We start from the raw sequence: 19912 nt of genomic DNA, 5'->3' as shown, positions 1-19912 counted from the left end.
CTTGGCTTCGTGATTGAACAGCGCGTTCATGTGCTCGTCATCAACCCCGATCAAGGAGATCGCCATGACCCGCACCGCACTCACCGACACCCAGCGCCTGGTCCTCGAACAGGCTGCCGAGCAAACCGATGGCCGTGTCAATTGGTTCCCCGACAACGTCAAGGGCGGCGCCCGCAAGAAGGTGATCGAGGGCCTCTGCAACAAAGCCCTCATCACCGGCAGCGACGCTGACTGGTTCATCTCGCCGGTTGGCTACGACGCACTGGAACGTACCCCGCCGGCACTGCCGACCACGCATCCCGACCCGGAGGTGGAAGCCGCCCTAGTGGCCACCGAGACGCAATGGGTCACAGAGAAACAAGAGACGATGGCGCAGCCCCGCACGCGCGACAACAGCAAGCAGGCGACGGTGATCCAGATGCTCAAGCGCCCCGAGGGCGCGACGATCCGGCAGATCTGCGAGACCACTGGCTGGCAGTCCCATACCGTGCGGGGCACGTTTGCCGGCGCGTTCAAGAAGAAGCTCGGGCTGACCATTACCTCGGAGAAGCCCGCCGGTGGCGAGCGTATCTACCACGTCGGGTAGTTACCGAAGGGGGTGGTTGGATAAATTCAGCCACCCCGCAATGATTGAGAAAGCGCTTGGCTTGTGTTCGTGGTAGAGCAATCATGTCTCTGTCATCAACACAAACGCAAACAGGAGAAACACCATGACCACCAACCTCGGCCTGACCGTTGAACACCGCATCAAACTCAACGCCATCCGACTCCCGGGTGGCGTTCTTGCCGGTGTGGTCCTGCCAGCGGCGAACGATGGTGTCGACGTACTTCGGGTCCAGTTCCATCAACCGCGCGGAGCGGCCCGTCTTCTCGGCGGCAATCAACGTGGTACCGGAGCCGCCGAAGCAATCGAGCACCGTATCACCCGGGCGACTCGAATTGCGGATCGCCCGCTCGACCAGTTCCACGGGCTTCATCGTCGGATGCAGATCGTTCTTGACCGGCTTCTTGATCTGCCACACGTCGCCCTGGTCACGGTCGCCGCACCAGTGGCGCTTGCCGCCCTCGGGCCAGCCGTAGAGCATCGGCTCGTACTGGCGCTGATAGTCGGCGCGGCCCAGCGTGAAGGTGTTCTTGGCCCAGATGATGAAGGTCGACCAGTGGCCACCGGCGGCGCGGAAGGCGGACTGCAGCACGTCGAGTTCGCTGGAGGACATCGCGATGTAGACCGCGCCATCGCAGCGCGCCAGCGCCGGGGTGAGGGCCGCCACCAGGAAGTCGTAGAACCCGTCGCCCAGGTTGTCGTTGATGATCGCGCGATTCTTGCCACGCAGCTTGTCCTTCGCGCTGTTGGCGTAGTTCACGTTGTACGGCGGGTCTTGCCAGAGCATCGACACGTGATCGGTGCCGAGCAGGGCCTGGTAGCTGGCCTTCTTGCGTGGCGTCCCCGCAGAGCACCGGTGCTTGCCGAGCACCCACACATCACCCAGTCGCGACACCGGTGTTTCCGGCACGTCCGGCACGGCGTCGTCGTCGGTGTTCCCCGCCGCGTCGGCTCCTCGCCGGCCATGATTTCCAGCAACTGGTCGGCATCGAAGCCGGTCAGTGCCAGATCGAAGTCGTCGAGCTTCAACTCATCGAGTTCGAGGCGCAGCAGATCGTCGTCCCACTCGGCCCAGGTCGCCGAGCGGTTGGCCAGCAGACGAAAGGCCTTGATCTGCGTCGGCGTCAGGTCGTCGGCGAGGATCACCGGCACCGTGTCGAGCCCGAGCTTGCGGGCCGCCTTCAGGCGCAGGTGGCCATCGACCAGGCGCCCATCGGACTGCGCGACACAGGGGATCCGAAAGCCGAACTCCTGGATGGCGGCGGCCATCTGGTCGACGGCATGATCGTTCTTGCGCGGGTTGCGCGCGTACTCGATCAGCCGGTCAATCGGCCACTGCTCAAAGGTCAGCATCGTCGCTCCCCAGGCGCTCGTCGGCGACTTCGGTAAAGGTCTGGCCGGTCGCCACGAGTGTTACCGGCACGGCGGGGAAGTTCTGCTGGAAGCGCTTGATCGCCACATCCACGTACTCGGGAGCGATCTCGACGGAGCGGGCGATGCGGCCGGTACGCTGTGCGGCGAGCATCGTCGTGCCTGAACCGCAGAAGGGTTCGAAGACGATGTCGCCTGCGTCCGAGTAGGCCTCGAGGATGAACTCCGGCAGGGCGATGGGAAGACGGCGGGGTGGTCGATGCCCTCGCCGATCTTGCCCTTGTGGCGCATCACCCGGATCACCGAGTCGGGGATGCGGTTGTCCTGCGTGGGTTGGCCCGCTGCCGTCCAGCCGCCGACCTCGCCATTCCTGCCGCGCATCGCAGTCGACGATCCGTCGGCGCGCAGGTGCGATTCCTGACCGGCGTGCTTGCAGGGCACGATCTTGTTCGGCTTGCGGCTCTGCTGGTTGAAGTGGAAGACGAACTCGAAGCTCGGGGCGAAACGTCCGGCCCAGTCGCCAGGCATCCCCGGCCCCTGGTCCCAGACGTACCACGCGAACCGCCGCCAGCCCTGGGTGCGCATCCAGGCCAGCCAGCTGTCCCAGTACGGGATCACTTCGTTGTCGCGGTGGATCAAGCCCAGGTTGACCAGCAATCTGGCCGTCGCGGTCATCGGCAGATCTGCGAACACGCCCCGCATCAAACCGTCCCAATCGGTGATGCCGCCGCTGGTGTAGTCGCGCTGGTTGCCGTACGGCGGCGAGGTGAAGCAGACCCGTGCCTGCTCGCCGGCCATCAGCGTCGTGATCACACCGGCGTCGCGGCGTCACCGCAGATCAGGCGATGCTGACCCAAGCCCACACGTCGCCGGACGCGAGACTGGATTGGTGGGAACCTCGGGTACGTCGTCGGCGGCATCGGATTTATCCGCCATCGCCCGGCTGCCGTCGTCGGTGCGATCGTCGCCAGCAAGGCCTCGATCTCGTCGGCGTCGAAACCTGTCAACGACAGATCAAAGTCGGCCAGTTTCAGGTCTTCGAGTTCCAGCGCCAGCATGGCGTCGTCCCATTCCGCCCACGAGGCCGAACGATTGGCCAACAGGCGGAAGGCCTTGATCTGGGCATCGGTCAGTTCGTCGGCCAGGACCACGGGCACGCTGGTCAAGCCCAGCCTGCGCGCCGCCTTGAGCCGAAGATGGCCATCGACAACTTCACCCGTGCTCTTGGCCACCACCGGCATACGAAACCCAAACTCCGCTATGACCGCCGCCATCTGCTCGACGGCGTGGTCGTTCTTACGTGGATTTCGGGCGTAGTCGATCAATCGCTCGACCGGCCACTGTTCCAGCGTCAAGTCGGATGGAACCAAGTTTCACCTCGGAGAAATGGAAACGGCCCGGACGGATCAGGTCACGGGCCGCAATGATGAGAAATAGAGAGGCAAGAGATCGCGCGCCGACGGTGTCAGTTGGAGTCCCGATACCCGTCGAGGTCGCTCACGGGTCTGGACTCCGATGGTGTTCCAATCGCCAAACGCACAGGCTATAATTTCCGCGCGTGTCTCGTGACGAGCGCGTGTAGGGCCAGTCCGCCATAGTCGGCTGGTACCCGCATTAGTTAGCCCAAATGGCAGCTAGCGGGGTTCACTTTGATTCCTAAAGGAGCCCTCTATGCCTAACCGGCTAGCTCTCAAACGCAAATCCGCTTACCTCGCTCAATTGGGCCGCTGCTATTACTGCGGCTTGCCGATGTGGCAAGACGATCTTGACTCGTTTTCCCGAGCCCACAACATAAAGCCCTCACAGGCGAAACCGCTCAAGTGCACCGCTGAGCACCTTGAGGCGCGGCAGGACGGTGGCCTCGATACGGCACAAAATATCGTCGCTGCTTGTTGGTCCTGCAATCAACGAAGGCACAAACGGAAGAAAGCTCCGGCACCCGACGCCTATCTGGATCTGGTGCAGCAACGAGTACGCAAAGGCCGATGGCATTGTGCTCCTTTGCTGACTGCCTTCGGAGCGCTATTCGCTGGCCACGACAGCGGGGGTGAGGCTACGTCGTGACATAGATTGTTCTCGATCCTTTTCAGGCCTGACTGCAAAAACCCGCCACTTGGGCGGGTTGATGGTGCGGCTGGAAGACAGGAATTATCGCGTTTGAGGGCGGTGTCGATGCTCTCGCACCTTTCCCGACCATAGCCGTGACTGTAGGTCAAAACAGCCCGAGATGCGACACCCCTTCCGAGCCTTGGAACTCGAATTTCTCCGCAGGCTTACGCTCCAGCCCGCTGATGTGCGCCAAAACTATCGGAACTACTCACGACGCCACGGCCCTCGTTTCGTTGAGCCGATCGGCAACGGTCTGGATGGCCCGCTGCCAGTGTCGCTGCGCCGTCCTCGTGCAGCAGGCAGCGCGAATCGAGATGTCCCGCCAGCCACAGCGCCTGGCGCGCATCCAGACGACATGGCGCTGCTGGACCTCCAGCCACTGTACCCAGCGCATCGTTTCCAGCATCCGGTCGATCGCGTCAGGGCTGGGCGGCAACGAATGGTAGTCGCGTTCCTCCTCCGGATAGGCTTCCCAGGCCTCGCGGGCGAAGACTGGCCAGACGTTGAAGTAGCCCTGCACCCGAACGCGGGGCAGTCGCCGGCCCGTCTCGGCTGCCTCGGTGAATCGTGCCGCGACGTCTTCGATCGTCCAGTCAGCCACGGCGGCGCCCTCCCAAACCGTACAAACGTTCGCCCAACCGCCGCACGAACTCGCGTTCGACGAAATCCAGCCGCTCGTCGGCGTCCGACACCACCAGGATGCGCTGCTCGCGCCAGCCGGTTTCCTTCACCGCCTCGAGATCCGTGACCTCCGGTTGCAACCGCCCCAGCGGGCAGCGATAGCGTTGCAGGGGAATTTTCATGCGACGTCCTCCTGAGCCACCGCCAACGCCAGCAGAGCCAGCGCATCGGCCTCGTTATCGTCCTGCGGGTCGAACCCGCGTGCCCTGGCAGCGGCGATCATCGCGTCCTTGCCGGAATTACCCTTGCCCGTGGCGTGCTTCTTGATCGTCCCGACTGGCACGCCCTGGTACGGAATCTGGTGGTGCTCGCACCAGGCGGTCAGGTGCGCCAGGAAACCGCCGTAGGCGTGCGCCGCATCCACACCGGCGTGCCGCCGGACTTCCTCGAAATACACCGCATCGATGCCGTCGACCGAGTGCTTGATCTCGGTGAGCCAGCGTTTGAATCTCAGGTAGCGCATGCCGCCACCCTCGAAGCGCTGGGGCATGAAGTGTGCAGTGCCGCTGGTAATCGTGCCGTCCAGGTGGTGCAGCGCCCACCCGGTATGTGTGCCCAGATCCAGGGCCAGAATGGTCGTACGCATCGTCCAGTGCTCCATGTCATTTGAGTGCGTGACGGATCGGACGGGCTTACCCATTACCGTGTACACGTGTACGTAAGGGCGGTTAATGTTTAAGCCTGTCAAAACCGTCACTCCCCGATTTCTCTAGTCATCGCGATAGGGGTAGGCGGGGCTGCCGGGGCGGGGGCGAAGTGACAGTCCAGTGAGCGCACGAGCGCCCCCAGTCAGACGACACTTCTCGAATTTGCGCGCCGCCATCGACTCGGAGAATCGCTTGACCGAGCCCACGTACTCGCCGGCACGTTCCGCCCATTCACGCCAGTCGGCGAAGAGTTCAGAGACCCCTTCGCGACAGGCCTTCGCCAGCAGGCAGCGCTCGTCGATCCATTGCCCCAGCGCATCCTCTGCTTCGAAATATTCGTCGGTCGCCGACAATACGCAGGCCGGCTGCTTGAGGCCTCCTCGCTGCCAGGCGAGACACCCCTCGACGGCCCATGCCAGAATGCCGTCGCGTTCCTGGAGGAGCTTCTCGGTGAGCTTGCCGTCGCGCTTCTCCGGCGGCACCGTGACCGTGAACGGTATGAGGTGCAGCCGGCGTTTCATCGCCTCATCGACGTTACGGATCGAGGGCTTGTGGTTGCCGGCGATCACCAGCTTGAACTGCGGTATGTACTCGAAGAAATCCTGGCGCATGAAGCGCGCCGAGACCTTGTCGCCGCCGGTGATCGCTTTCACCTTCGACTCGTTCCAGCGCCGCCCTTGCTCGGTTTCGATTGAGGAGACGAAACGGGCGCCGCGCAGCCCCGCGAGGTCGGTCGGATGCCGGTCAGTGCGCGCTTCCATGAACGTATCCATTGGCGCGTTGGCGGCGTAGTCCCCGAGGATGGTGGTGATCACGTTCACGAACACCGACTTGCCATTGGCCCCGGTGCCGTACAGAAAGAACAGGGCATGCGCGGAGGTGACACCCGTCACGCAGTAGCCGACGACCCGCTGTAAATAAGTGATCAGATCCGCATCACCGCGGGTAATGTCGGACAGGAACGCCAGCCACCGCGGACAAGCGCCGTTCGGCGTAGCCGTGGTGATCTTGGTCATCCGGTCGGCCCGGTCGTGCGGCCGCAGTCGGCCGGTGCGTAGATCGACCACACCGCCGGGCGTGTTGGCGAGCCACGGATCGCCGTCCCATTCGGCCGACGTCGCGGCATGTCTTCGTTCGCTGCGTGCGAGGCGTTCGACGCCACTCACCGTGCTGCTCGAGGCGAGCTTGGCGGCCAGCCGGTGCGCGTTCGCGTTTAATGAGGCCTCGCGGCAAACCTGCCGCATCAGATGAGTGACCAGCAAGGTTTCGTCGGGCTGCCAGCGGCTGCCGGTCCACACCAGCCACTTGCCCCACTGCGCGCAGTAGCGCCAGTCCAGCGCATAGCGCCGAGTGAAGGACAGAGCCAAGGCGTCGTCGGTCGCCCAGACCGCATTCTCGTCGGGTTCCTCGGCACCCTCCTGGAACGGTGGATGAATGGTGATGCGCGGACCGCTGGCCAGAAACGTGGGCACATCAAAACCCTCGGCCAGCGCATCGGCTGCGTCCCAGCCCTGGGCTTTGTTGTCGGGCGGCAGCAGCACTTCGCACGACAGCGCACCGATCATCAAGGCGGCATCGGCAGCGGCCATCGCGTAGTCCCACCCAGCCTTGTCGAGATCGGGCCAGAGGACTACTCGCTTGCCGTTCAACGGCGTCCAGTCGGTCTTGTCGACAGGCGCTTTCGCGCCGTGCATCGCAGTGGTCGCCACGACGCCGGTAACGATCAGGGCCTGCGCGCATTTCTCACCTTCGACGAGTACCACCGTCTCGGCGCCGACCATCCCCGGCTGGTTGTACAGCGGACGCGGGTCGGGCGGCGCCATCTTGCGCCGTTGGGCGTCCCAAGGTCTGAACTCCTTGCGCCCTCCGGGCGGGTCGTAGCGGTAGACACAGGCGATCAGGCTGCCGTCGGCCGCGAAATAGTCCCACTTGGCGGTCGCCGGGCCGAGATCATCGACCAGCATCTCTTTCCTGCGCTGCCGTTTCGGCGGCACCACGACCGGACACCCGGCCAGCGCTCGCGCTTCCTCGATCACCCGGGGAAAGTCATTCCGGGAATCCAGGCCGCGCTGACGGGCGATCAGATCGAAGATGTCGCCCCCTTCGCCCGTTGCCCGGTCCGTCCACAGCCCGGCCTTGTCACCGTCCAGCACCACTTCCAGGCTGCGACCCGGGTTGCCGAGCACGTCGCCAATCGTGAATCGTTCGCCCCGGATTTCGCCAGCTGTAAACAGGTGCCGAAGCACACTTTCTAGACGGGCGAGCAGTGCCCCGCGCAGTTCGTCCCGGGCGCCGTCGGCGATCTGGAACGTAGGCGATTCGGGATCGTTGTAGTCAAGCATGTGGTTCTTCCTTCGAGTTCAGGGGGAGATAGCCGGTCTTCAGGGCGATCTCACGGACGAAGTCCGGGTTGAGGCCGAGCACGTCGCACCAGGCATTCAGACGGCCGTCACGAAAGAAGCGTCGTGCGTCGCGCCGGGTACCCGAAGACGAACTGCGCAGGTCCACAAAGGCCTGCTTGATGACCCCGGCGCAAAGCCGGGACTCGGGGCTCACGTGATCGACGTGGCGAAGCAGCAGTCGCTCGACCGTCCCCGTTGCGACCAGCGGTCGGGAACGGGGTGTGCTCAGCACGGCCATGGACGCGGGAGCGTTCATGCCGCCCTCCAGCAGCGAGTGGCCCACGAGCAGTACTTGCATTCGTAGTAGCTCGAATCGGTCGCGATGCGCGCCAGCAGTTCGCCGGCCTCCGTCGCCTGGATCACCCGCACCGCGCGGTCTGACATGCGCTGCGCCAGGCCACCATCGAACGGCACGAGCTCGAACCAGAGTTCCTGGGTGTCCTTGTTGATCGCGGTGAACAGCGCCGGGTGGTCGGAAATGCCCGGGATTGCCGGTTCCATGTACGCCTGGTAGATCGCCACCTGCGCCGCATACACGGGCTTGCTGACCGCGACGCCGGACTTCACACAGGCCTTCCAGTTTCTGTCGTTCATCGTCTTGAACTCCCACAGCGCCGGGAACGTCAGGCCGAGATCGGCGGGCGCGTCAGCGATCACGCCGTCGACGTGTCCCTGGATGCGGCCGTTGGCCACTGAGAAACCGAACTGCCCGCCATCCTTGCGGCGGGTATGGAGATCGATCCCGGCCAGTCGCAGCCAGCGAATGGCGAGTTCTTCGAGCGCATGCCCGACGTCGAAGATGCGCAGCGTGCGGCCGGCAAACTCGGCCCCGGGATCGACCGGCGCATCGGCATACTCGAACTGCAGGGCACGTTCGCAACTCACGCCGAGGCGGGAGGCGCCGAGATACCGACGCTTTTCCCGTGCGCTGCTTTCCGCCTGCAGCGCGGCATCCACGAGCGCGGTGACCTTTTCGTGAAACCTGGGTTGGTGGTTCAGATCGATCATCAGAAGGGAATCCTTGTAGGGGTGCCGGACACCGGCAAGGGTTGGGCAGCAAGGCGCTGTTCGAGAAAGGCGCGATCGGTCGCCGCCAGGCGTTCGTGCTCGATGAGCATGTGCGCCTGATAGGCATCGATCACGATCTCGACGAGCCGCAGGACTTCCGCCTTGCCGTAGTCGGCCAGAGGCCGCTCCATACCGATCGAAGCGACGTAATCCCCGAGGGGTGCCAGGGCCGAGCGCATGGCGGCAATTTCCAGATCGGAGGGATCAAGCACGGCGCCCTCCTGAAGTCCGGTCAGCCGTTCCATGACTTTGGAGAACGCCTCCATGCAGCGCATCGAACAGAACACCCAGCGCTCCAGGAAGCGCCGCGGATCGGTGCGGTGTAGCGCGGGGTTGAAGATGCCGAAGCCGCGCGCTTCGCGAGAGCAGACGGCACATGTCATGCGGCCTCCAGGTGATGCTGATTGGCGGCATGAACGACCCGCTGGATCGCGTGCTTGTTGAACCGGAACGTCAGCAGTGCCGACGCCTGGTAGCGGGTCAGGCCGAAATCGGCGCGCAGCGCTGGCGGCAGATAGCGCAACTGGTTCTCGGTCGGCACCTCGCTCAGCCAACGCCGGGATTTGTGGGCGGCGTCATCCGTTTCCAGATCGTTGAGCCAGTCGTTGGCCTGCGCCAGGCACACCGTGCGTTCGCCGACACCCAGGAGCCGAACCGGCACTGTCCCTTGGCCGCCGACCGCGTACCAGCGGCCTTCGAGGAAAAACACTCCGGCCCAGGCCTTGAAACCCGCGGCGAGCAGGGCACAGTCGTCCCCGAAGAGATCACACCAAGAGAAGTTCGAGCGCTTCAGGAGATCGATCTCGCTCATCACGAAGTCTTCGAGAGCGGCTTTCTCGTCGCCCGTCTCTTCCCGTTCGAAGAGGTGCCCGCACAGCGGACACTCGCGCGACGCTTGCGGGATCTCGGCGTCGCATGCGGGACAGGTCTTGGTCGGGGCCTCGCCACCGGTCTCGAATCCATCGAGGTCGACTTCCTGCTCCAGGCTGCCGTGCTTGAGCGAGGCCGTCCCAAAGTCGAGGACGATGCAGTCGGTCTTGACCACGCCGGGATGCTCGGCGGGATCGACAACCCTCAGCCCGCGTCCGACCATCTGGATCAGGGTCGATTTGTAGGAACTCGGGCGCAACAGGACGATGCAGGCGGTTGGTGTGTAGTCGTAGCCTTCGGTCAACACCGCGACATTGACGAGGACCGTGGTAGTCCCGGTCTCGAAGGCGGCGAGCGTCGCCTTGCGATCTGCCTCGGACATCTCGCCATGCACGACGGCCGCTGCCACGCCGCCGGCGAGGAAGGCGTCGCGAACGGCTTCGGCATGGGCAACGGTGGCGCCGAAAGCGATAGTCTTGCGACCGGCGGCCTTGTCCTTCCAGTGCCGCACGACGGCTTCATTGACCGGGGCGTTGTTCATGATCGAGGCCACAGCGTTCATGTCGTAGTCCTCGGCGAGTTTCTTCACCCCGTCGAGTGCCTCGCGGGTGCCTACGTCGATGACGAAGGTGCGGGGTGACACCAAGTGGCCGGAACGGATGAGTTCTCCGAGGCGGATCTGGTCCGCGACGTTCGAGAACACCTCGCGCAGGCCTTTGCCATCGCCGCGATTCGGCGTCGCCGTGACGCCGTAGATCAGCGCCTTGGGATTTCTGGCGAGAGTCGTGTCGATGACCTGCCGATAGGTCGGCGCTGCGCAATGGTGGGCCTCGTCGATGACCAGCAGGTCCAGGGTCGGCATCTGATCCAGATTGCGCACCAGCGTCTGGACCATCGCGAAGGTGGCCTGGCCGGCCCAGGATTTTTGGTGGGAATCGAACACCGACGTCGCGATGCCAGGATTTACCCGCGAGAACTTGCTCCGGTTCTGTGCGGTGAGTTCGTCGCGGTGGGCCAGCACGCAGGCCTTGGCGTCGGGATGAGTGAGGAATTCACCGGCGGTGCCGGAGAGGCATATCGTCTTGCCGCTGCCTGTAGGAGCGACCCCGAGGGTGTTGCCGTGGGTTCGCAGGGCTTCGATAGAACGGGTGACGAATTCGCGCTGGCGCGGTCGGAGCATCATGGCCGTGCCTCCTCACTGTGCCCAGGCGGGACGCGCGGGAACGCGGGACGCCGCTGGTGGGGTGGAGGCTGCGGGTGCCATCGGCGCGGCCGGCGCACCGCTGCCAAAGCCGCCTGGCGCCGCGGGTGCGCGTGGGGCAGCACCCATCCGCGCGGCATAGTCCCTGTGATCCGGCGTGACGGCCGACTTGATGACGCTCTTGTCCTGCCCGTGCTGATCCTTCTCCCAATCGACCTTGCCCAGGAACTCGATGCCGTCGAGCTCTGCGAATCCAGCGATGCGACGGGCGTTCTGCGCCGCGGGACTGTTGTCGGCGGGATGGATGCCGCGTGCCGAGTTGAGGATCGCCTTCATGAAGCTGCGGCCCATGTTCGCCCACTCTGGACCTTTGGGGCTGGAGAGTCCGATCAGCGACCACAGCTTGCGACGGGCGTACTCTCCTTCCGTGACGACAAATTCGCAGTTGAGATAGACCGATCCGGTCTGTGCGTTGCGCGTCGCGTAGCCGCCGGTCCAACCTTGCGCGGGGTCATCGAAGCCTCCGGGTCGAACGGTCATCCGGACGCGGACGAGGGTGCCCTTCGGAATCAGGTCGAAGCTGGCTTGTTCGGAAGCCGAGTTGAAATCGAAATAGCTCATGATCAGGACTCCTGAGTCGGAAGGGATGAAGTGGCAGCGGGGCGAGCGAAGTCGAGGCGCTCGGTTGCGGGCTTGGCCGGGCCGGCGATCTTGGCCATCAGGCGACCGAGGTGAGGTTCCTCGATCGGATCGAGTCGCCCGGAGCGGTCCTTGGCCGGGTAGCCCCAGGCGTTTAGCGTGTGGCAGACGAGCGCGCGGTAGCTGGCTCCGTCGTCGGCCTTCAGTTCGGCGAGAGTGATGACTTCATCGACGATGCCGGGTAGCTCGAGGCCGGTCTTGGAACCGTCGATCTGCAGCGAGAAGACGCGGCGATTGAAGTCGTCGAGCTTCTCGTCGAGGATGCCGACGAACCAGACGTTCTTGCCGCGCGTGTGCTGAAGGTGGGTGAGCCAGGCGATCATCTCCTGACCCATCAAGCCGTAGGCACCGCGGCTGTCGGGCTTGCCGGTCTTCTCGGAGAAAGCCTGCGGCTGTCCTTTGCACCATTGCAGGCAGAGCCGGCCGGCGACGGTGATCGAGTCGACAAACACGGTGTCGTAGCGGTCGAGGACCGATGATTCGCCGAAGCGTGCGCAGACTGCATCGAAGTGCGCCTGGCTGTACGGTTGATCTTCGCGCAAAGATGGGTTCGGTCCGCCGATGTACACCGCGAAGTCACGGCACTCCTGCCAGGTGCGTGGGCGGAGGGTGTCTCCGGCCCAGCCCTCGACCGCCAGGTCGCCGGCCTCGAGGTCGAAGAACAGCGTCGCCGTCGGATTGAGGGTCCACAGTTGCGACGTCTTGCCGATGCCGCTCTTGCCGACGAGGACGCCCTTGACGCCGCGTTTCTCTGCGAGGCGCTGATCGGCGCTGATGATGGGGAGGCTCATTCGATGTCTCCTTTGAGCAGGGCAAGGCGGAATCCTGGCTTGCCGGTTCTGAGGGTGCGTGCCAGGGCGAAGGCGCTCTTGAGCGACTCCGGCCACGCGTTGAATTTGGTTTCGGAGACGCGGTAGGTGACCTCGACGTACTGGGACGGGTCGTCGCCACTGGCGGCGATCCGGCGGGTGATGTGGGCCAACTGCTTCTGGTCCCACTCGACTTTTTTGGGTAGGTCGGCGGTGACACGAACCGGGTCGTCGTCGAAGTGCACGACGCCGCTGTCCTTGCCGGCGGCGAGCCGCAGTTGCTGAGCGCGCGGGGCGTACTTCAACTCCACCGCGCGGTCGATATGCTCGACGATGGTCTTGGCCGCCGCGAGCAGATCGGCGGCGTCGCTCTTGATCTGAAACAGCGCCTGGCTGGGCTGCTTGGCGAGTTCGCTGGCGGGGGTCGCCAGGAGTTGATTGAGGGCGCCGGAACTCATGCGGCACCTCCTGCGGCGACGCGCTCGCTGGTGCTACGGTGCAGACTGGCGGCTTCGAACGCTTCGACGTCCTCGACGCGGTACAGCACGCGCCCTTGCAGTTTCAGATAGACGGGCCCGATGCCCGCGCTTCGCCAACGTTCGAGTGTGGCCTCGCTGACGTCCCATCGGTCCGCCAGTTGGCCTTGGTTGAGGTGTTTGACAGGCACGTTTTTCTCCTTTCTGGTGATTGCGAAAACGTTCCGTCATTTTTTGGGTCGAGGTGTACGGGCATCTAGCGCCGCCATGTACGGGCTGGTGTACGGGCGCGGCTGGATGGGGAAATTCGTGTCCCAGAAAGCAAAAAACCGCCCGAAGGCGGTTGTCCGTACTGCTTGTGGCGGGGTCAATCCAGTCGAAATCCGTACCGCCCCTTTTCAGGGTTGGCGATGTAGTCCTTCCATTCGCCATTGGCGCTGAACAGGCTCTGCATCCGCGTGCTCTTGCCGGTTTCCTTATCCGGGTACGCAGCAGCGAGAATCTCCCTGGCTTCCACGAGCCACCGGTCGTTGCACGCCTGCTGGTAAAGGTACTTGACCGCGGCAGCCTGGCGCTGGCCCTTGATGTGCCAGGGTCTGGTCTTGCTGCGGATCGTGAGCATGTTCGTGTACTCGTCGAAGTGCACCGGCAGCACGGGACGAAGCGTGCCGTCGGCCGGACTGGTCAGAATGCGATGAAGGAGGTCGACGTCCATGCGTGGTTCCGGGACGTAGTCGACGATCACGTCGTGCAGGGAAGCAAAACGGTAGCTTCGCGGCGGCCGTACGAAGTCCGGCGGCCGCATGCCGGATGACAGGATGAGGCCCTGATCCGGCAGGGTCTGCCCATGGAAATGGCGAAACACGTCATCGATGCAAGACGCAAGGCTGCGCACGAACCAGATGTCGGTATGCGCCGGCCCGATTCGGGCCTTGCCAATTTTCCAGAGATTGCCGTTCAGTAACGGCGACTCGATGCCCCGGCGAAGGGTTTGCGGCACGTCGAGCAGGTTGGCGACAACATGGAGGAGCATCGGCACGGGCACAGCGTAGACCGCCACCTCCGTCGCCGCGACGTACTTCCTGCGAAACGTCTCCGGACACCGATAGCGGTAGCGCGTCGGATCGCTGTCTTCATGCAGTTCGACCGGCACTCGCTCGTCACCGCGGGAAGCTGGATAGCACCCGGCATAACCGACGCACTCCGTCCATTCGGCGAGTTCCCGGGTGGACAGGGACGACCTCTGGAAGATGTCCCATCCGGGCACGCCGCGCAGGCGTTGGCCTGCCGTATCGCTGATCGACTGGCTGGATCGCTCGAAGAGGTCGAGCAACTCAAGCAGCGACCGCGTCGACAGGGGCATTGGTAACATCGCCGATCTCCTTCACCAGATGCCACTTGGCGAGCAGGCGGTCGCACAATGCCCGGTCCTTCTCACGCTTGGTCTTGATGTTGCACTTGTTGTCCTCGCGCAAGATGATAGTGATCGTCCGTGCGCGTTCGTTGCCGACTTTTTTCAGGCGGATGGAGAGCTTGGCGTAGTGCAGGTGGTGATGGCGAAAGTCGAACGTGGGGCTGATCAGATCCCGCGCAGCGGCGTGAATGTCGTCGGCATCCGTCGACCAGATCTTCACCAGCAGCGAGCGGTGGTTCAACGCTGCGTACCCGAGTTCGACTACCTTGACGAATGCCACGTTCTCCCCGGCCAGGTCGAAGTTGCGTGGCGCGGCGAGACTCTGATAGTCGTACTGCTTCAGCGGAATCTTCTCGCCGGAGATCGGTGATTGCAGCAAGGCATCTGCCACGATCCGGGCCAGCGTCTCGCGGCCATCGTTGTCCTTGGACAGCACTTCCAGATGACCCTGGGCAGGTTCGTAGGTGATGTGCGAAGAGACAGCCCTGATCACCTCCTGAGCGACGAGTTCGCTGTCATGGACGCAGTCGATGATCTCCGGCGGGCGGTTGTGGTGAATGCTGACCTGATACAGGGCGACGTCCTCGCCGGTCTGCGTGTCGGGGCGCAGGCGCTTGAAGACCTGGACGGCAACGGCATCGGTCGCACAGCCGAGTTGCTCGGCGGCGGTCTGATGGAAAGCGACCCTCGAGGCCTCGTCGTCCTTGATGCAGAGGCTCTTGGGTGCCATGAAACCGGAGTAGCACGACGGGCTTTGGCGGAAGACGTCGGCCTGCCGGGCATCCAGTGCCTCCTTGAAGACCGCGGGCTCATGAAGGTAAAGCCACAGGGCGCGTTCATACTGGTTGCGGATCGCGGCGAAGGCCTCACGGCCGGCATTGTCAAAGATGTCGTCGCGAAAACCCTCGATGACATCCTGCCCGGCACCGTCCGACATCAGCACGATACGTTCGGCCACCTCTTCGATCGGCTGCCTCTCGCTGACCGCGAGGGCCGAGAGGGCTTCGTTCATGCCGGCCCGCTGTTCCCGCTTGGCCTGCTTCCCATGTAACTCCGGCATCGCCAGATCGAACTCATCGGCCATGAATTCACTAAAGACCGCCGGCGGCAGGTGGCCGAGCAGTTTGGAGAGATTTTCTGCATCGTTCATCGACATTCCCCTTTGCAAGGTGTTGATCAGGTGACTATCAGCCCGAGCAGCCCATTCTTGCCATTGGGGTGTGTAGACCGATTACGTTCGGTGCGCCGAACACTTCGGATTATCCATGAGCCTTGTGTGTTTTGTCAAACAGGTACGCAAACGTTCGGTACGATGGTATGATTTTTGGCCTGATACGGACCACTGAGGAGAAAGCGGTGCCATCACCCCTGGGTGACAAGATGCGAGCCCTGCGCAAGGAAAAGAAGCTCAGCCTCGAGCAACTGGCCGAACTCACCGAATCCAGCAAGAGTTACATATGGGAGTTGGAGAACAAGGATGTCCCGAATCCGTCAGCCGACAAGATCGGCCGGATTGCCGCGGCGCTGGAAGTCACGCCGGAATTCCTGCTGGATCAGCGCGACGATCTGACACCGGACGACGAGATCGTCGATGAAGCATTTTTCCGCCGGTACCGAAAGCTGGAACCTGACGTGAAGAAGAAGATCCGCAAGATCATGGACGCCTTCGACGACGAGTAAGGTTGCGAGAATGAGTGACGCACCGAAATCGCCCAAGGCGACAGCCAACGATCTCCTGGCCAAGGTCATCAAGCCGGCTTTTGGCGGGAGCTACCCGCTGCCCATCCCGCTCGCAGAAATCATTACTGACTACACACGACAGCGCTTTCCCTCGGATCCCATTACCGAGATCAAAGGCGCTGACCTGCCCGGATTCGAAGGGATGCTGAGGCCGAACAAGGCGCGCACCCGGTGGCAGATCCTCTACAACGATGCCGACGCCTCGCCGGGTCGGATCCGCTTCACCCAGGCCCATGAGTTTGGCCACTATCTCCTGCATCGCCAGAAGCGCGACGCCTTCTCGTGCAGTGACGCCGACATGGTCGAATGGGATGCCGCCGAAGCCGGTATCGAAAAGGAGGCCGACGAGTTTGCGGCGACCTTCCTGATGCCGACGGACGATTTTCGCCAGCAAGTCAGCGGCCAACCGCCGTCGTTTGGGCTGTTGAGTCACTGCGCGGAACGTTACGAGGTGTCCCTGATGGCGGCGATGCTGAAGTGGGTCGAGTTCGCTCCCAGGCGCGCCGTCGTGCTCGCCGTTCGCGACGACTTCGTGCTCTGGGCCCGCGCGAATGAGGCCGCGTTCAAGTCCGGGGTCTATCTGGCGACACGCAAGCGGACGATCGCGGTGCCAACGCGATCGGTGTTCGATAACCGCAATCGGGTAGCCCAGGCCGAGGTCAATGAGATCCGGGCCAACTGCTGGTTTCCAGGCGAACCGGCCGAGATGCCCCTGACGGAAATGAGCTTCGTCTCCGACCAGTATCGACTCACCCTGGGCATTCTGTTGTTGCCGGACGCCGAGCGGCGCTACCGGCGCCAGGAGGATCTCGAAGAGGAGGACGAGGGGCTCGAATCCACCATCGACCGGTTCGAGCGCTGCGGGCAGCCGATCATTCGGTAGCCGTCTGACCGACCTTCCCGCGTGGCGCCTCAGCGCTCCGCAATCGCCCGAAACGCCCTCATGGTGTCGCTGGCGGTTCATCCGGACAATTACGCATCAAGCGAGTTTGACGGAGAGGACCGATACCGATGCGTGAGATCAAACGATGTGCCTCGTTACGAGCCGAGAGCGAAGCGGCGCGAAGCGACGGCCAGGTCAGCCACCTGCCCCCGGAGCGCATGACGCCGGAGCAGCGTCGGATCGAGATCGCGTCGTTGCTGGCCAACGGGCTCATCCGCCTTCGCGGTTCCGGGCAGTCTCCGCAGGCGGCAAACGTGGCCCGAGAGAACGGGTTTGAGCTTGCCTTCTCCGGCCACCAGCGCGTTCATTCACACCCCGTCAACAAGAGATAGAACGGAGTCATGATGAACACCGCCACGCGCATTCCCGCCACACCACCGTCGGCACTGGCGCAGATCGCCCGCCTGCCCGAACTGCCGATGCCAGAGATCAAAGCGCTTTGGCAGAAGCTGTTCGGCGCCGACGCGCCCAACTATAACCGGCTGTTCCTGGAACGCCGCATCGCCTACCGTTTGCAGGAAGTCGAGTTTCGCAAGGTCGACGCCAAACTGCTGGAGCGAAACCAGCGCCGAATCGCATCCCTTCTCGAAACGGGCAAGGTCAAGAAGCGCGACCGCGACACCCGACCGGCAGCGGGCACCGTGCTGACGCGTGAATACCGCGACATCGAATACTGCGTCGTCGCCACCGCGGACGGGCAGTACGAGTTCAACGGCCGGATGTACCCGAGCCTGTCGATGATCGCGCGCGAGATCACCGGAACACGATGGTCGGGACCGCTGTTCTTCGGGCTCAAAGGCCCTGCCAAGCCGGAAGCTTCCGCCAGGAAAGGAGCCCCACGATGAGCGAAGCCCTGAAACGGCGCGTGCGCTGCGCCGTCTACACGCGCAAGTCCACCGACGAAGGGATGGACCAGGAATACAACTCCATCGATGCGCAACGCGACGCCGGTCATGCCTACATCGCCAGTCAGCGCGCCGAGGGCTGGATTCCGGTCGCAGACGACTACGACGACCCGGCTTTCTCGGGTGGGAACATGGAGCGTCCGGCGCTCAGGCGCATGATCGCCGACATCGAGGCGGGCAAGATCGACGTGGTCGTGATCTACAAGATCGATCGCCTGACCCGCAGCCTGGCGGACTTCTCCAAAATGGTGGAAGTCTTCGAACGCTACGGTGTTTCCTTCGTCTCGGTGACCCAGCAGTTCAACACCACGACCTCGATGGGCCGATTGATGCTCAACATCCTGTTGTCCTTCGCGCAGTTCGAGCGTGAGGTCACCGGCGAACGGATCCGCGACAAGATCGCCGCCAGCAAACGCAAGGGTATGTGGATGGGCGGCGTGCCGCCGCTGGGCTACGACGTCGACAACCGGCGACTGGTCCCGAACCAAGGCGAGGCCAAACTCATCCGGCACATCTTTCAGCGCTTCGTCGAACTCGGCTCCAGCACCTCGCTGTTCAACGAGCTGAAGCTCGACGGCGTCACCTCGAAGGCCTGGACCACCCAGGACGGCAAAGTCCGTGAGGGGAAGCCGATCGACAAGGGGATGATCTATAAGTTGCTGCACAGCCGCACCTACCTCGGCGAACTGCGGCACAAAAGTGAGTGGTTTCCGGCGGCGCATCCGCCGATCATCGAACGCGAGTTGTGGGATAGCGTGCACGCGATTCTCGCCACCAATTGCCGGGTGCGCGGCAACGCCACACGGGCGGTCGTGCCCTTCCTGCTCAAGGGCATCGTGTTCGGCCACGATGGGCGGGCCTTGTCGCCCTGGCATACGACGAAGAAGAGCAACGGGCGCCGCTACCGGTATTACATCCCGATGCGCGATACCAAGGAGCAGGCGGGCGCGTCCGGGCTGCCGCGTTTGCCGGCAGCAGAACTGGAGTCGGCAGTGCTCGAACAACTACGAGGTATCCTGCGCGCGCCGGACCTGGTCGGCGACATCGTGTCGCGGGCGAACAAGCTGGATCCGACCCTGGACGAAGCCAAGGTCACCGTGGCCATGACGCGCCTCGACGTGATCTGGGACCAGTTGTTCCCCGCCGAGCAGACCCGCATCGTCAAACTTCTGGTCGAGAAGGTGATCGTTTCACCCACCGATCTGGAAGTGCGCCTGCGTGCCAATGGTATCGAACGGCTGGTGCTTGATTTGCGTCCGGAGCCGACCGAGCGGCGGCAGGGGGCTTTGGCATGAACGGGATTCGGATCCGCAGGACCGCCGCGCCCGATGTCATCACCGCCAGCGACGGCAGGTTGACCCTGTCGGTGCCGATACAAATCAAGCGCCGCAGCGGGCGGAAACTGGTTACCTTGCCGAACGGTGAAGCCGCCCAGCCCAGGCCCTGGGATGTCGCCGCCACGCCGATGCAACTGGCACTGGCACGCGGCCATCACTGGTTGGCAATGCTCGAATCGGGCGAAGCCAAGTCCATCACCGAGCTCGCCGCCCGGGAGAAGATCGACAACAGCTACATGTGCCGAATGCTCAATCTGACCACGCTCGCGCCCGACATCGTGGCGGCCATCCTGGATGAAACCATGCCTCAGCGTGTGACGGTCCATGAGCTTGCGATCAGTCCGCCGGTGTTGTGGGAGGAGCAACGGTCACGGATCGATGTGGTTGGCGAGGAGTGACGGTTGGACTGATCGGCTGCAGCCTGATTCCCCGAGTTTATCCCTCGTCCGGTGAACTCGCGACGGCGACGGTGCTGATCGGGAGGGCTCCCCCCCGGCCGAGTCTATGGAGCAGGTCAAGTCCGCCGATGTCTATCGCCGCATAACCCGAACTTCGATCTGATGGCGGAGGTTAAGGCACTGGCGGGCACGGTGACGGTGTGGGCGGTATTTCGGCGCCGTATCACCGGTGCCGACG

General features: G+C 63.5%; 22 protein-coding genes and 2 pseudogenes. 8 read left to right on the top strand and 16 right to left on the bottom strand.

What is annotated here, in order from left to right; all coding sequences use genetic code 11:
- Positions 1-64 precede the first annotated feature (64 nt).
- Entirely contained in the window at positions 65-586 is a 522-nt protein-coding gene (locus tag V5B40_RS12990) for a DUF3489 domain-containing protein (RefSeq protein WP_332354887.1), read from the top strand.
- A gap of 160 nt (positions 587-746) precedes the next feature.
- Here the strand turns inward: V5B40_RS12990 and V5B40_RS12985 are convergent.
- Positions 747-1957, bottom strand: a pseudogene (locus V5B40_RS12985) (DNA modification methylase); the annotation flags it as partial.
- Positions 1944-3345: pseudogene (locus tag V5B40_RS12980) on the bottom strand (DNA modification methylase). The pseudogenes V5B40_RS12985 and V5B40_RS12980, both read right to left, overlap by 14 nt.
- Positions 3346-3646: 301 nt before the next feature.
- On the opposite strand from V5B40_RS12980, the gene V5B40_RS12975 reads away from it, so the two are divergent.
- On the top strand, positions 3647-4039 hold the full coding sequence (locus V5B40_RS12975; protein WP_332354886.1) for an HNH endonuclease: 393 nt from the start codon (positions 3647-3649) through the stop codon (positions 4037-4039).
- A gap of 253 nt (positions 4040-4292) precedes the next feature.
- Here V5B40_RS12975 and V5B40_RS12970 read toward each other — a convergent pair whose 3' ends face one another.
- The 14 genes from V5B40_RS12970 to V5B40_RS12905 form a co-directional block, all read right to left on the bottom strand.
- Positions 4293-4685 carry a DUF6362 family protein gene (locus V5B40_RS12970; protein ID WP_332354885.1) on the bottom strand — a complete coding sequence of 131 codons (393 nt, stop codon included), beginning with the start codon at positions 4683-4685 and terminating at the stop codon, positions 4293-4295.
- The gene (locus tag V5B40_RS12965) at positions 4678-4887 is read right to left on the bottom strand and encodes a hypothetical protein (RefSeq protein ID WP_332354884.1); all 210 of its coding nucleotides are present in this window, start codon (positions 4885-4887) and stop codon (positions 4678-4680) included. Before V5B40_RS12965 ends, V5B40_RS12970 begins: the two co-directional genes overlap by 8 nt.
- Positions 4884-5351, bottom strand: coding sequence for a crossover junction endodeoxyribonuclease RuvC (locus tag V5B40_RS12960; protein ID WP_332354883.1), 468 nt, complete (start codon positions 5349-5351; stop codon positions 4884-4886). Before V5B40_RS12960 ends, V5B40_RS12965 begins: the two co-directional genes overlap by 4 nt.
- Positions 5352-5474: 123 nt before the next feature.
- Positions 5475-7754, bottom strand: coding sequence for a phage/plasmid primase, P4 family (locus V5B40_RS12955; RefSeq protein ID WP_332354882.1), 2280 nt, complete (start codon positions 7752-7754; stop codon positions 5475-5477).
- Positions 7747-8070, bottom strand: coding sequence for a hypothetical protein (locus V5B40_RS12950; protein WP_332354881.1), 324 nt, complete (start codon positions 8068-8070; stop codon positions 7747-7749). The genes V5B40_RS12955 and V5B40_RS12950 overlap by 8 nt, the downstream gene beginning before the upstream one ends.
- Positions 8067-8822 carry a hypothetical protein gene (locus V5B40_RS12945; protein ID WP_332354880.1) on the bottom strand — a complete coding sequence of 252 codons (756 nt, stop codon included), beginning with the start codon at positions 8820-8822 and terminating at the stop codon, positions 8067-8069. The genes V5B40_RS12950 and V5B40_RS12945 overlap by 4 nt, the downstream gene beginning before the upstream one ends.
- Entirely contained in the window at positions 8822-9265 is a 444-nt protein-coding gene (locus V5B40_RS12940) for a DUF6511 domain-containing protein (RefSeq protein WP_332354879.1), read from the bottom strand. The genes V5B40_RS12945 and V5B40_RS12940 overlap by 1 nt, the downstream gene beginning before the upstream one ends.
- Positions 9262-10935 carry a DEAD/DEAH box helicase gene (locus tag V5B40_RS12935; RefSeq protein WP_332354878.1) on the bottom strand — a complete coding sequence of 558 codons (1674 nt, stop codon included), beginning with the start codon at positions 10933-10935 and terminating at the stop codon, positions 9262-9264. The genes V5B40_RS12940 and V5B40_RS12935 overlap by 4 nt, the downstream gene beginning before the upstream one ends.
- 12 nt (positions 10936-10947) lie before the next feature.
- Complete coding sequence (locus V5B40_RS12930; protein ID WP_332354877.1) at positions 10948-11574, bottom strand: hypothetical protein; 627 nt, start codon at positions 11572-11574, stop codon at positions 10948-10950.
- A 2-nt stretch (positions 11575-11576) separates the two neighbouring features.
- Complete coding sequence (locus V5B40_RS12925) at positions 11577-12443, bottom strand: ATP-binding protein (protein ID WP_332354876.1); 867 nt, start codon at positions 12441-12443, stop codon at positions 11577-11579.
- Complete coding sequence (locus V5B40_RS12920; protein WP_332354875.1) at positions 12440-12919, bottom strand: hypothetical protein; 480 nt, start codon at positions 12917-12919, stop codon at positions 12440-12442. Before V5B40_RS12920 ends, V5B40_RS12925 begins: the two co-directional genes overlap by 4 nt.
- Positions 12916-13128 (bottom strand): helix-turn-helix domain-containing protein, encoded by a 213-nt coding sequence (locus tag V5B40_RS12915; protein ID WP_332354874.1) that lies wholly within the window; start codon positions 13126-13128, stop codon positions 12916-12918. The genes V5B40_RS12920 and V5B40_RS12915 overlap by 4 nt, the downstream gene beginning before the upstream one ends.
- Positions 13129-13304: 176 nt before the next feature.
- Positions 13305-14309, bottom strand: a complete 1005-nt coding sequence (locus tag V5B40_RS12910) for a hypothetical protein (protein ID WP_332354873.1) — start codon at positions 14307-14309, stop codon at positions 13305-13307.
- Positions 14272-15501, bottom strand: a complete 1230-nt coding sequence (locus V5B40_RS12905; RefSeq protein ID WP_332354872.1) for a hypothetical protein — start codon at positions 15499-15501, stop codon at positions 14272-14274. Before V5B40_RS12905 ends, V5B40_RS12910 begins: the two co-directional genes overlap by 38 nt.
- Before the next feature lie 206 nt (positions 15502-15707).
- On the opposite strand from V5B40_RS12905, the gene V5B40_RS12900 reads away from it, so the two are divergent.
- The 6 genes from V5B40_RS12900 to V5B40_RS12875 all read left to right on the top strand — a co-directional run bounded on the left by V5B40_RS12900 (position 15708) and on the right by V5B40_RS12875 (position 19674).
- Complete coding sequence (locus V5B40_RS12900) at positions 15708-16031, top strand: helix-turn-helix domain-containing protein (protein ID WP_332354871.1); 324 nt, start codon at positions 15708-15710, stop codon at positions 16029-16031.
- Positions 16032-16041: 10 nt separating this feature from the next.
- Positions 16042-16974 (top strand): ImmA/IrrE family metallo-endopeptidase, encoded by a 933-nt coding sequence (locus V5B40_RS12895; protein ID WP_332354870.1) that lies wholly within the window; start codon positions 16042-16044, stop codon positions 16972-16974.
- A gap of 128 nt (positions 16975-17102) precedes the next feature.
- On the top strand, positions 17103-17366 hold the full coding sequence (locus tag V5B40_RS12890; protein ID WP_332354869.1) for a hypothetical protein: 264 nt from the start codon (positions 17103-17105) through the stop codon (positions 17364-17366).
- Positions 17367-17378: 12 nt separating this feature from the next.
- On the top strand, positions 17379-17879 hold the full coding sequence (locus V5B40_RS12885) for a DUF2924 domain-containing protein (protein ID WP_332354868.1): 501 nt from the start codon (positions 17379-17381) through the stop codon (positions 17877-17879).
- Entirely contained in the window at positions 17876-19234 is a 1359-nt protein-coding gene (locus tag V5B40_RS12880; RefSeq protein ID WP_332354867.1) for a recombinase family protein, read from the top strand. Before V5B40_RS12885 ends, V5B40_RS12880 begins: the two co-directional genes overlap by 4 nt.
- The gene (locus V5B40_RS12875; protein ID WP_332354866.1) at positions 19231-19674 is read left to right on the top strand and encodes a LacI family transcriptional regulator; all 444 of its coding nucleotides are present in this window, start codon (positions 19231-19233) and stop codon (positions 19672-19674) included. Before V5B40_RS12880 ends, V5B40_RS12875 begins: the two co-directional genes overlap by 4 nt.
- Positions 19675-19912 lie beyond the last annotated feature (238 nt).

The organism is Candidatus Accumulibacter meliphilus (assembly GCF_036625345.1).
GTDB classification, from domain to species: Bacteria; Pseudomonadota; Gammaproteobacteria; order Burkholderiales; family Rhodocyclaceae; genus Accumulibacter; species Accumulibacter meliphilus.
The sequence above is the reverse complement of the archived record's forward strand: the minus strand, read 5'-3'. Positions and strand labels throughout refer to the sequence as shown.

Bases quoted from the DNA above. Each gene is read 5' to 3' on its own strand.
- V5B40_RS12880 (WP_332354867.1), top strand. From the start codon at position 17,876: ATGAGCGAAGCCCTGAAACGGCGCGTGCGCTGCGCCGTCTACACGCGC.
- V5B40_RS12885 (WP_332354868.1), top strand. From the start codon at position 17,379: ATGAACACCGCCACGCGCATTCCCGCCACACCACCGTCGGCACTGGCG.
- V5B40_RS12950 (WP_332354881.1), bottom strand. From the start codon at position 8,070: ATGAACGCTCCCGCGTCCATGGCCGTGCTGAGCACACCCCGTTCCCGA.
- V5B40_RS12965 (WP_332354884.1), bottom strand. From the start codon at position 4,887: ATGAAAATTCCCCTGCAACGCTATCGCTGCCCGCTGGGGCGGTTGCAA.
- V5B40_RS12875 (WP_332354866.1), top strand. From the start codon at position 19,231: ATGAACGGGATTCGGATCCGCAGGACCGCCGCGCCCGATGTCATCACC.
- V5B40_RS12905 (WP_332354872.1), bottom strand. From the start codon at position 15,501: ATGAACGATGCAGAAAATCTCTCCAAACTGCTCGGCCACCTGCCGCCG.
- V5B40_RS12955 (WP_332354882.1), bottom strand. From the start codon at position 7,754: ATGCTTGACTACAACGATCCCGAATCGCCTACGTTCCAGATCGCCGAC.
- V5B40_RS12945 (WP_332354880.1), bottom strand. From the start codon at position 8,822: ATGATCGATCTGAACCACCAACCCAGGTTTCACGAAAAGGTCACCGCG.
- V5B40_RS12930 (WP_332354877.1), bottom strand. From the start codon at position 11,574: ATGAGCTATTTCGATTTCAACTCGGCTTCCGAACAAGCCAGCTTCGAC.
- V5B40_RS12925 (WP_332354876.1), bottom strand. From the start codon at position 12,443: ATGAGCCTCCCCATCATCAGCGCCGATCAGCGCCTCGCAGAGAAACGC.
- V5B40_RS12895 (WP_332354870.1), top strand. From the start codon at position 16,042: ATGAGTGACGCACCGAAATCGCCCAAGGCGACAGCCAACGATCTCCTG.
- V5B40_RS12960 (WP_332354883.1), bottom strand. From the start codon at position 5,351: ATGCGTACGACCATTCTGGCCCTGGATCTGGGCACACATACCGGGTGG.
- V5B40_RS12990 (WP_332354887.1), top strand. From the start codon at position 65: ATGACCCGCACCGCACTCACCGACACCCAGCGCCTGGTCCTCGAACAG.
- V5B40_RS12890 (WP_332354869.1), top strand. From the start codon at position 17,103: ATGCGTGAGATCAAACGATGTGCCTCGTTACGAGCCGAGAGCGAAGCG.
- V5B40_RS12935 (WP_332354878.1), bottom strand. From the start codon at position 10,935: ATGATGCTCCGACCGCGCCAGCGCGAATTCGTCACCCGTTCTATCGAA.
- V5B40_RS12940 (WP_332354879.1), bottom strand. From the start codon at position 9,265: ATGACATGTGCCGTCTGCTCTCGCGAAGCGCGCGGCTTCGGCATCTTC.
- V5B40_RS12975 (WP_332354886.1), top strand. From the start codon at position 3,647: ATGCCTAACCGGCTAGCTCTCAAACGCAAATCCGCTTACCTCGCTCAA.
- V5B40_RS12910 (WP_332354873.1), bottom strand. From the start codon at position 14,309: ATGTTACCAATGCCCCTGTCGACGCGGTCGCTGCTTGAGTTGCTCGAC.
- V5B40_RS12920 (WP_332354875.1), bottom strand. From the start codon at position 12,919: ATGAGTTCCGGCGCCCTCAATCAACTCCTGGCGACCCCCGCCAGCGAA.